Below are 11383 nucleotides of genomic sequence, written 5' to 3'. Positions count from 1 at the left end.
CCTGAGCCACAAATCCGTCTACATCAGCAATGCGTTCTTCATATGTCATATGATCCAGAATATCCTCAAGGTATGTATCTTTATAGCTGTAGTATTTTTCTTCAAAAGCTTCAACAAGTTTCTGCCAAGATTTCAATGTTACTAAAACTGCATTTGTATCTTGTCCATTTAGACTACGTTGATTACGAATAATAAATGATTGTCCCATCTTTTTCACCTCCTACATATAAATCCAGAAATATATGCCAAAACACTATAAAATATACCAATTATGATTATATCAAATCGAAATTTAATGAAATATGCCCCTTTAAGAGAAAAAATGAAAAGATGAAATGCACGTTAATCCCTTGTGTATCAAGGGATTTGAAGATTTATCGATTTTTTTTTATGGACATCATACCGCTACAGATTTTCATCTTTCTAGAAAATCAATAAATTATTAGAAAGAACCTCATAAACATTGATATAACAATGTTTATGAGGTTCTTTTATAAATACGAAAGGGACATCATATAGCTGTAAGTTTTCATGTTTTCAGATATAAAATTATTTATAGAATAGCCTTTAAACGTTGGTATTAAAGCGTTTGAACTCAAAATTTCAAATTTTATAAGGGACATCATATAGCTAAATCCTTTTCATCTTTTTATAAAAAAAGGGACATCATACCGCTACAGGTTTTCATGTTATATAAATAGCCAAAAATACGAACAAAAGGCAGTGAATGTATGATGTCAAAGGGTTTATAGAACATTCACGTCATTCAAAAGGGACATCATATAGCTATGAGTTTTCATGTTTTTAGATATGAAATTATTCATAGAATAGTCTTTAAGCGTTGATATTAAAGGATTCAATCTCGAAATTTTAAATAGTAAAAGGGACATCATATAACTAAGACCTTTTCATCTTTGTATGAATGAAGGACATCATACCGCTACAGATTTTCATATTATATAAATAGTTGAAAATGCGAACAAAAGGTAGTGAATGTATAATATCAAAGGAGTTATAGAACATTTTCATTATTCAAAAGGGACATCATATAGCTCGAAATTTTCATGTTCCATATTGGAATTACAAAAGAACCTCTTTTTTAACATTTTTGTGCAGTTAAATGGGCAATGATAGAGCTACAGATTTTCACGTTTATGAAAAAAGTTAGGATATTACATTAGCCTTGGAATTAAGTTGTATTAGGATTTTACAAATTAAATTGGTCTTGTATAATCATTTACAGGGATAGGTATGAATACTAAGACCCTGTAAAGGTGTAACGTAGAAAATTTAAAATAGAATATTCTAATTACCTTTCTTGTTATTTAGAAAGGGACATCATATAGCTAAGTATTTTCACGTTTAGATAACATTTATTAAATTTATGTAAGGAGCAAAATATATATGGAAGACGTTCTACAATTGTTTAGAGATGCATTATCAATAACAGAACCACTTTATAAACAGAACGAGCAATTGTGGCATAAATGGAATTCTTACTATGTAGACGTTGAAGCAGATAATAGTAAAATTGTAACTTCAGAATACCTTTCTCCATCATTCTCAATGCTTGTACAGTGGGTGAAGCAGCAACAAGGAAAGGGCATTTCAGCTTTAGATATATTCAAAAACATAGATGCTTACAAAGTAAAAATTCATGAGACAATAGATGTCTTTATAGCCCAAGAGTTTCGTAATGAAGAAACAGTTAATACAATAACACATACACCAGTGATTGAACCTACTGCGAATATAGCGCATGAAAATTATTTAGAAGTAAATAATTCCGCCGTTTATTATAAGTTAAGAGATGGGATAGCAAAGAATCAATTTGAAGAAGATGAAAATACAAAATTAAAATCATATCCCATTGAAGCGAAAGATAGTAATGGAGTAGCACAGCTTTCATCTCATAAAGACGAAGATTTAAGGTTAACAAATATTGAAGAGGCCGCAAGATGGAACACATTAGTAGATGGTGTAATGAGTAATATGGATGATTTAACAGCGGACGTATTAGATACCATCACAATTCAATGGCTAAATGAAGCAAATTCACCTGATGAATTTATTGATTTTTCATATGAACAAGTTTTAGAAATGTGCAGTATTTCAAAAGCAAAAGCAAATGGTGTTGAATATTATAGAGTGGAAGATAAGATTAAGGTAGCTAAACGTATAGCAGCTCTAGCAAGTATTTTTATATACTTAAACGATGAGAATGAAGTAGTTGTACTAAATGATCGCGCTGAAACAGGTAAACATTATGAGGTGAAGCGTGAAGTCATTAAACGGTTATTTGTATTAGATTCTGTAGTGCTTTGGAGGGATAAAAATACAAATGAATACATGGGTATAGAATCGTGCCGAATTAAACCGGGCAGTTTCTTATCCAGTTATCTATATGGATCTAATAGCACTACAGCACTATTATCAAAAAAGGCCCTTGAATATAATAGCTATAGACACAAATATCATAAAAGATTAATTCGTTATTTGACATGGCAGTGGAGAATTCGTCAAATGTTTTCTAACTTAAAAAGGCCATATTCTATAGGGGGAGATAAAGGGTTATTAGCAGTAATGGGCATTAACCAAAAGCAAAAGCCTAACCGTATTCGTGATCAATTAGAAAATGTTTTAAGTGATTTAGAAAAAGAAGGTGTAATTTCTCATTGGGGATATGATAAGGAGTTAGATGAGGATCAATTGACGAAGAAGAATTGGTTTAAAAAATATTATTCACAGTTAGGAATAGTAATACTACCACCTAATGAATTAATTCGTTCAATGGAAAACTTAGCAAAGAAGAAGGATACTGATGTAATTCATTCAACGGAAAGCCTAGTAAAGAAGCAGACTATTGATGTAATTCATAGGGATAATCAGCCAGTAAAAACTGAAGAAAGGCCCTTAGATATAAATAGAAATGAACAGTTAATTCGGGATAAAATAGAATTTATGCATCGGAGAAAGAACATAACTATGCGGGAGCTCTCAGCAGAGATAGGCATATCACAGCCCACTCTTTCAAGATTCTATAATAAAAAAACAAAGCGTCTCTCTGGAACTGCGAGAGACAAATTAAATCAATGGTATAAAAGACAAATGATCATCGATAAAATGTAAATTTAAGCTAAAAATTAGTATTGAAAAGAGTCCTAGAAATAGGACTCTTTTTAATGTAGTTATTGAATTTTCCGGTTTTAAAACGAAATATAGAAATATCCCTTTTTAGAAATAGGGATATTTCTATATTCTAAGTCTTTGTTAATAATTTGAATTTCTTTTCCTCCTGTAGATTCACTTGTTTTTGCTCATTATTAGGTAAAGAAACAGGAGTATCTTCGCTATTTCTGATAACAAAAGTAGGGATATATAGAAATATCTACTTATAGAAATAGGGATATTTCTATAAGTTGTATAGAAGATTATAGCAGTGATATGTGGTACATGTAATAGAGTTATAGAATTAACGGATAATGCCTAAACCATTGATGTCAAAAGAGATTAATTACAATGAAAATGAAACTAAAGAATATTCCTGATTTTGAATAGATCCAAAGAATGGCGCTACTAGCTCAAAAACAATGGGGTGTTACTACTAATTAGTGGCGTAGTGTTATTGTAGCTAAGTACAAGGAAAATATTAAACAGTTAGCTGTAGAGATAAAACGATTGATGAAGGTGTTAAGTGACAAAAAAGTTGTTTAATTTACAATAAAGTCATTTAATTCTTATTGGACTAACAGGCAGGTTAGTTGAAGAGTGTTAGTTAACTTGTGTTCAACAATTGGGCCATTTAACAGCATAACTTTTTCAGGTAAACAAATTAAAAACGTTAATGTGAAATGTAGTTACTGAACAACCTAAAATTTTTCAGATAGTATGAAGTTTGTGAAAAAGGGTACTTGAAATTATTGGTATAATAATAAAAAATCATTAATGGAGGAAGTCTATGAAATTTGTACTTATATTTGGTCCGCAAGCAGTTGGTAAAATGACAGTAGGGCAAGAGTTAGCTAAAGTAACTGGATTGAAATTATTTCATAACCATATGACCATTGAATTACTTGAGCCCTTATTCAGCTTTAGCCCGGAAATGTGGAGGTTGTCAACTTTATTTAGAAAAGAAATATTCAAGGCAGTGGCTGAGAGTGAACTGGAAGGTTTGATCTTTACATATGTGTGGGCTTTTGATCAACAAGAGGATTGGGACTTCGTAGACCAGACATGTGAAATCTTTGAATCCCAGGGTGCCACTATATATTTTGTGGAATTAGAAGCCGATATGGACGAGAGGCTGGAACGAAATAAAAGTCCGCATCGACTTGAGCATAAACCTACCAAAAGAAACGTTGATTGGTCGGAGAATGAACTAAGGGATTCAATGGAAAAATACAGATTGAACTCCCATAAAGGTGAAATTAAAAATGAGAACTACATAAAAATTAATAATACAAATTTGAGTGCTGCAGAAGTAGCTGAAATAGTGTCAAAAAGGTTTGAATTATAAAATCACGTGAATGATCTTCAATTATCGGGCGCTTTAATGGAGGAAATATCATAGAAATGATCAAACTTTTTTATAAAAATCTCATACTTAGTTAAAAAGAGTAACTCCATTTTGATCAATCTTTTTTTCAAAATGGAGTTTTTGTTGTGGCTGTTAAATAAAGCTTTGTGACTTCATTTTTATCAAACTTTATTCCAAAGCAACACAATCTTTATTCTAAAGCTACAATTAAAGGCTTTGTTAAATAGTATTGTTGTTTTTCAGGTATAAAATATAGGAACGTCCGATTTGGACGTTCCCGTTCTTATTCCATTAAAGCCCCCTATAATGAAATAACTGTAAAGCTAATGAAGCTTTTTAAAAGCTGCGTTTCCCTGCCCAAGCTCCTTGCATTTTACTTAGGAATACAATTTGCCCAATATGATATGCGTCGTGCAATGCTAAACTCTTCAGTTCAATCACTAATGATCTTTCTCCAGGGATCTGTCTATACAAATCTTCTTGTTCTGATTTTGCTAGTATTTTTTCAAGTTCACGATGAACATAAAAGTATTCTTGTTTTGTTTCCTTCCAATTTTGAAACGTCTCAGTTGGTAATCGAAATGTAGATTTATTATCTTCTGCCTGTGGCTCATTCGCTGTTTCACCAAGAAATCGCACCAGAAGTCTCTTTTTATAGAAAAGTAAATGACAAACTAATTCCCAAATGGAATTCATTGCCCCCTCAACTGGTTTCCAAATTGCCTGTTCAAAAGTAATATCCTCTAGCACTTTTTCAAGTGGTGGAAACCAGTCTTCTTCATCTAAGCAGCTTGCCCATTGTTGTAACAATAGTGTCTTTACATCCATTTTCTATTCCCTCCAATTTAATCCCTTTAATAGATAATCCCTTTGGTCAAAATCCATTTGTGGCGTGTTGTAGATAGCTATTAAACTGGTCCTTTAACGGAACAATGAACGTTCTATTATTCGTAAAATTCTAATAACTTTAGTTTATCATAAGTTGTGTTAACTGAGAAAGAACAACTGTCTAAAAACATTTTGGTTATCGTAAAGTTATCTTTTATATGTTTGATGGTGTCTAAGAATTGGAACCAGCTCAAATAATGGTCTAGATATTTAGTCGCTACACTATTAAAACGCTTCATCCAGCTCTTTAAACGGCTGTGATAACTATTTACATTCTGGATGTAATAAATCCCTTTAAATCGCTCCCTTCCATTTGCTTTCAAGCGATGATGCTCAATTCCTTTTTCTTTGGCATAAGTCATAAACACCCGCCAAGCATCCGTACACAGAACATTTTGTATTGATAGTTTGGAACCTAACGCTTCGTCCAAACTCTTTGTTATAATACGCCCTTTTCCTATTGTTTTGGAAAACGTTCTCTTTTGGCGGTCTCTGGCTACAAGAACGCATACTTGGTCCCTACTTATTCCTCTAAACTTTGAATTACCACCGCATAACCTTGGTTTTCGACCTTGGATATTCCGTTTTCTTTTCTCGGAATAGAGGAAATAGGTTTCATCCATTTCTACTATGTCTTCGAAAAGTTCAAAATCCATCTGTTTCAATGCAAAATCAAGTGGTGTAGTTATTTCATTAAAGGGCGCTTTTCTGAAATAAGGAGAGCGTCTTTCTTCATGAAAAGGGCCAGTTTGTGGAATAAGATTAGCAGGGTAGTTAAAAAGCAGGAAGTTTACTTAAAAATGTAGAATCTCGATAGAGTTATAAGGATTTTTTTGAATCTTTAACTATTTAGGGGGGAGATTACTTTGAAACGAATTGACTTGCTTTTAAACGTACTAGATTCAACATTCGATAAAGAGAGTTGGTATGCACCGTTTAAACATGCTATAGAAGGACTTACAGCCGAACAGGCTATCTGGAAACCATCTGAAGAGGCAACTAATACCATTTGGGAAAACGTTAATCATCTCATTTATTATAAAGAGAGACTTGCTGCAAACTTGGAAGGCCGTGAATGGACACATAATCTCGACGGTGATGAAACCTTTTATCTTACCAATCAATCTAATGATGATAAGGAATGGAAGAAAGTCGTTGAACGTTCTGAAAATGCTCAACGTAATTTAAGACAGGCATTGAGTGCAATTTCCGAAAAAGAGCTTGAGCAAAATTCACTTGAGGAGAAATTACAGGACATCATGCTTCATGATGCTTATCATACAGGCCAAATTATTCAATTAAGGAAAATGCAGGGGTCATGGCCATCAAATAGTTGACTGAATCTTCTAGTTATTTCATTAAAGGGCACGATTGTGGAGCAAACACAGATAGAAAATGATTAAACTTTTTTATAAAAAATTATTCACTAGCAACAAACAACCTAAGCATTTTGATCAAACTTTATTACAAACCAACAGTATCTTCGCTATTTTTGATAAAAAAAGTAGGGATATATAGAAATATCCACTTATGGAAATAGGGATATTTTTATATCATAGGAAAAGAGCACGGCGATGATATGTGGTAGATATAATAGAATTAACGAATAATGCCTAAACCATTGATGTCAAAGGCGATTAACTAAAATGAAAATAAAGGATAATCCAGATTTTGAAGAGATAAAAAGAATGGCGCTACTGGCTTAGAAACAATGGAGGGGTTAATACTGATTAGTGGCCCAGTGTTATTGTAGCTAACGAAGTACAAGGAAAATATTAAACAGTTAGCTTTAGAGATAAAACGATTGATGAAGGAATATCATGAGGAAGTTGCAGCGGAGAGAGAAAAGAAAAAGTCGTGGAGGAAGTTCTGGTGACGATATTTTTTTTAACCACAAAAATATAGAAATATCCCTATTTCTATGTAGGGATATTTCTATATCTCTTTTAATAATTTAAATTTACTTTTCTGTTCGGGAGTTAATTGATTTTCTACATAATGATGTATAAGTAAATCTATTATTTCATGAGCATATTTCTGATTAGTGAGCTTCATTAGTGCTCCAAGCTCTTCATGAGATTGGCTAGAGATTTTAATACTGCTCTGTTGGTTTTTAAATTCCTTTTCCTCTTACTCATTTTTAGGTGAAGAAACAGGAGTATCTTCGCTATTTTTGATAAAAAAAAGTAGGGATATATAGAAATAGGGATATTTATATGGTGCGGGAAAAGAACACAGCGATGATATGTGGTAGATGTAATAGAATTAACGGATAATGCCTAAACCATCGATGTCAAAAGAGATTGACTACAATGAAAATGAAACTAAAAGGATACTCCTGATCTTGAAGAGATAAAAAGAATAGCGCTACTAGCACAAAAATAATGGGATGTTACTACTGATTAGTGGCGTAGTGTTATTGTAGCCAAGTACAAGGAAAATATTAAACAGTTAGCTTTAGAGACAAAACGATTGATTAAAGTGTTAAGTGACAAAAAAGCTGTTTAATTTACAATAAAGTCGTTTGAAAAATAATAAAGTTGTTTAATTCTTATTGGACTAACAGCCAGGTTAGTTGAAGAGTGTTAGTTAACTTGTGTTCAACAATTGGGGCGGATTTTTGAGAATCCCTCTCAAAGAGAGTTAGTTATGGTAAAATATTGCGAGTGAAATCAGGTTCTTAACGATTTTATCAAGTATCAGGCAAAATAATTCAGAAACGAAGAAGGGACAGTACTAACATGGAAAACGTATCAAATGTAGATAAATTGGTAGCAATAAAATCTTTACAATCGACAATCAGTAAACTCGAAAATGCCTTGTCACAGATGACTCAGAAAGGCACAAATACTACCTTAGTAAAGAAACGACTCAAAGCTGTTTGCATCGGCTTAGCAATGCTAGAAAACGTTTGGAATCAAAGGCCCCATCATTACACCCAGGAAGAATTAGCAGAAGCTCGCAATGTTCTTACTGGTTTGCTTCCATCAATTGATAACATTTATGATAAGTCAAAGGCTGGTAGTCCCCAAAGAACGCTTTTAGAAAGGAGAATAAAAGCGTTGAAACTAGCTATCCAAGTGATTGACAATTTTCCTAATAAATAACTTATTTAACTAAATAGAGTAACGAGTGCTTTAGTTCCATAAGAATTAAACAACTTTAAAGAGCTTTACGACAAAAAAATGTAGCAAGGCTCTTATATTTTTATATCGAAATTAAATAACTTTATTATCACTTTACATAAGGAATATCATGAGGAAGCTGCAGCGGCAAAAGAGAAGAAAAAGTCGAGGTGGAAGTTCTGGTGACGGTATTTTTTTAAACTACGAAAATATAGAAATATCCCTATTTCTTAATAGGGATATTTCTATATTTCTAGATCTCTGTTAATAATTTAAATTTCTTTTTCTGTTCAGGAGTTAATTGATTTTCTACATAATGATGTATAAGTAAATCAATTATTTCATGAGCATATTTTTTATTAGTGAGTTTCATTAGTGCTCCAAGCTCTTCCTTAGATTGACTAGAAATTTTAATACTGCCCTGTTGGTTTTTAAATTTCTTTTTCTCCGGTGTTACAACTGAATCCTCGTTTGGGATATAAGGATCTGTTGGATTAAAATTGCTCTTTTTTCTGACTAATAATCCAGGAGTTTTTGCCATGTTATACACCAACCTTCAAACTTTCAAAAATATTGATACGAGACAATAATTCATCACTAATCTTTTCGTATAGTTCTATTACATTTAAATCATGTCTATCATTTTCAGTAATACCGTTTACATCAAACCTTTTAATACGTTCCATCTGTGGAACGATATTTTTAAATAGGTTTTCTTCACCAAAAATTTCACGAGCATTTTCCATAATGTATTCATCCACTTTACCATTATTTTTTAATAGCACTGGAAGAATACCTACAACTTCAATATCAAGATCATATTGCTCTTTTAATTTTATTAGTTGGTTAATGTAGTTTTCTGCACCTGTAAGAGAACGTTCTTGTGTTTGTAGAGTTATAAGAACATAATCAGAAGCTACAACTGCATTTTTTGTGACTTCAATTGACATAGGTGGAACATCGATAAATATGTAATCGTATTTATGTTTTATTTTCTCAAGTAATCCCTTAAAGTAGAAATCTTCTTCTGCTTCCGAAGAACAAGATTTATATAGAAATTTTGCGAAATCTTGAAAATCAACATAAGAAGGAATTAAATATAAATTTTCCATTATTTCAATTTCTAATCCATCTAAATTCCCATCTTGAATTCCTTTCATTAATGTTTTATTTAAAGTTACCTTTTCATCAGGATTAAGGATAGATTTTGTTAACATTAGAGATTTTGTTGCATTACTCTGCGGATCAAGGTCAACGAGTAAAGTTCGTTTCCTCTTTTTTGCGAATTCATAAGAGTTTAATACAGCATTAGTGGTTTTACCAACGCCCCCTTTGTAATTCCCAACAGTAATTGTAATAGCCATTTATACCACTCCATTTATTATTTGAAAAACCCACATATATCCCTATTTCTATATTTTAGTAAAAGAATTATAGAAATAGGGAAGTATCTATTTATAGAAATAGGGATATTTCCCTATGTTATATAGAAGATTATAGCAGTGATATGTGGTACATGCAATAGAATCTGTCATTTATACCGCTCCATTTATTATTTGAAAAAGTCTTTATATCCCTTTATTTCATGCCCATCAAGTTAAAAGAAGCAAATATCTCAAAATAAGAGAATTGACAACTTCAGGTGAACTGTACAATTCTTTTTGTTTGGGGTGTTATAAAAAAGAAACAACCTTTCCTATAGTCGATGTTGTATGGGCTTAACTTGAAGGTAAGGACCTATTTCAATATTTTTGATAGCAAAGGTAGGAGTGTATAGAAATATCCACTTATAGAAATAGGGATATTTCTATATTATAAAGAAGGTAATACGGAAATATTTGGTACGCACAAAAGAAACAACTATTTGTACTACTCAGCTATTTTTTCAAAAGATCCTCCAATATCGCTATTTTTACATTGTAAAGAAGGTTGTAGCGTTGATATTTGGAACATGTAAAAGAAACAACCATTTATACCACTCCAGTTACTTTTCAAAAACTCCCCTATATCCCATTTCTGTATGTTTAATAATAAAAAGTAGGGATATATAGAAATATCTAATTATGGAAATGGGGATATTTCTATATTGTAAAGAAGGTTATAACAATGATATGTGGTACATGCAATAGGAGCATAGAATTAATGGATAATACCTAAAGCATTGATTTCAAAAGGGACTAGTTGTCTTTCATTCTATAATTAACAACGATCATTAATAGTGTAGAGTTGAAATAAAGTTTAATTGTTTATAAGACAGTTTAACCATTTATGTTGGAGGATTAGGCGCTTGCACACTTATTAATCGAAAGGCCTTACAAGCTGGAGTTAAAATTTCTCCCCAATTAAAAATCTTTCTTTTTGGGGAGAAGATAGGCACTTTTGTATTAGAGCAGGTGCTTTAGGATTTGATTATAAATCAGATGGTGTTCTCTAAAAGATTTTGATTCCCCCTCCTTTGTACGAAGGTTAGCCAAAATATCGATTAAACATTAGGATACTATCTCTCTTTTTTTCTATTTCTATATTTATGATAACTAAAGCAAGGATATATAGAAATAGGGATACCTCCCTATTGTGAAGAAGGTAAAGTAGATATATGTGTTATATGTAATAGAATCTTTCACTAATCCTACTCCAGTTATGTTTAGAAAGTCCCCCCTATATTTCTATTTCAATATTCGTGATAAAAAATAGGGATATAGGGAAATATCTAATTATAGAAATAGAGATATTTCTATATTGAAAAGAAGATTATAGCAGTGATAGAGGTGTTACATGTAATAGAATTATAGAAATAACGGACAATATCTAAACCATTGATTTCAAAAGAGAG

At 31.9% G+C, this 11383-nt stretch carries 7 protein-coding genes and 3 pseudogenes; 4 read left to right on the top strand and 6 right to left on the bottom strand.

Going from position 1 to position 11383, the window contains the following annotated elements; genetic code table 11:
* Positions 1 to 208, bottom strand: a pseudogene (locus BPMYX0001_RS28745) (hypothetical protein); the annotation flags it as partial.
* A 1196-nt stretch (positions 209 to 1404) separates the two neighbouring features.
* On the opposite strand from BPMYX0001_RS28745, the gene BPMYX0001_RS28740 reads away from it, so the two are divergent.
* Positions 1405 to 3129, top strand: a complete 1725-nt coding sequence (locus BPMYX0001_RS28740; protein WP_006097662.1) for a helix-turn-helix domain-containing protein — start codon at positions 1405 to 1407, stop codon at positions 3127 to 3129.
* 829 nt (positions 3130 to 3958) lie between these two features.
* Positions 3959 to 4516, top strand: a complete 558-nt coding sequence (locus BPMYX0001_RS28735; protein ID WP_006097660.1) for an AAA family ATPase — start codon at positions 3959 to 3961, stop codon at positions 4514 to 4516.
* A 357-nt stretch (positions 4517 to 4873) separates the two neighbouring features.
* Here the strand turns inward: BPMYX0001_RS28735 and BPMYX0001_RS28730 are convergent, their stop codons facing one another.
* Together BPMYX0001_RS28730 and BPMYX0001_RS28725 are read right to left on the bottom strand one after the other, a co-directional pair.
* Positions 4874 to 5365, bottom strand: a complete 492-nt coding sequence (locus tag BPMYX0001_RS28730; RefSeq protein WP_006097659.1) for a DinB family protein — start codon at positions 5363 to 5365, stop codon at positions 4874 to 4876.
* 116 nt (positions 5366 to 5481) lie between these two features.
* Positions 5482 to 6093: pseudogene (locus tag BPMYX0001_RS28725) on the bottom strand (IS1595 family transposase); the annotation flags it as partial.
* A gap of 198 nt (positions 6094 to 6291) precedes the next feature.
* Between BPMYX0001_RS28725 and BPMYX0001_RS28720 the strand changes: the two are divergent.
* Positions 6292 to 6762, top strand: coding sequence for a DinB family protein (locus BPMYX0001_RS28720; RefSeq protein WP_006097656.1), 471 nt, complete (start codon positions 6292 to 6294; stop codon positions 6760 to 6762).
* 598 nt (positions 6763 to 7360) lie between these two features.
* On the opposite strand, the pseudogene BPMYX0001_RS28715 reads toward BPMYX0001_RS28720, so the two are convergent.
* A pseudogene (locus BPMYX0001_RS28715) lies at positions 7361 to 7603 on the bottom strand (hypothetical protein).
* 563 nt (positions 7604 to 8166) lie between these two features.
* On the opposite strand from BPMYX0001_RS28715, the gene BPMYX0001_RS28710 reads away from it, so the two are divergent.
* Positions 8167 to 8532, top strand: coding sequence for a hypothetical protein (locus tag BPMYX0001_RS28710; RefSeq protein ID WP_006097653.1), 366 nt, complete (start codon positions 8167 to 8169; stop codon positions 8530 to 8532).
* A gap of 271 nt (positions 8533 to 8803) precedes the next feature.
* On the opposite strand, the gene BPMYX0001_RS28705 is transcribed toward BPMYX0001_RS28710, so the two are convergent.
* Both BPMYX0001_RS28705 and BPMYX0001_RS28700 read right to left on the bottom strand, forming a co-directional pair.
* Positions 8804 to 9091: a hypothetical protein gene (locus BPMYX0001_RS28705; RefSeq protein WP_006097652.1), complete on the bottom strand. Its 288-nt coding sequence runs from the start codon at positions 9089 to 9091 to the stop codon at positions 8804 to 8806.
* 1 nt (position 9092) lies between these two features.
* Entirely contained in the window at positions 9093 to 9914 is an 822-nt protein-coding gene (locus tag BPMYX0001_RS28700; protein ID WP_006097651.1) for a ParA family protein, read from the bottom strand.
* Between the last annotated feature and the right edge of the window lie 1469 nt (positions 9915 to 11383).

Origin of the sequence: Bacillus pseudomycoides DSM 12442 (assembly GCF_000161455.1) — a bacterium.
Classification (GTDB): domain Bacteria; phylum Bacillota; class Bacilli; order Bacillales; family Bacillaceae_G; genus Bacillus_A; species Bacillus_A pseudomycoides.
This window is presented reverse-complemented; position numbering and strand designations above follow the sequence as displayed.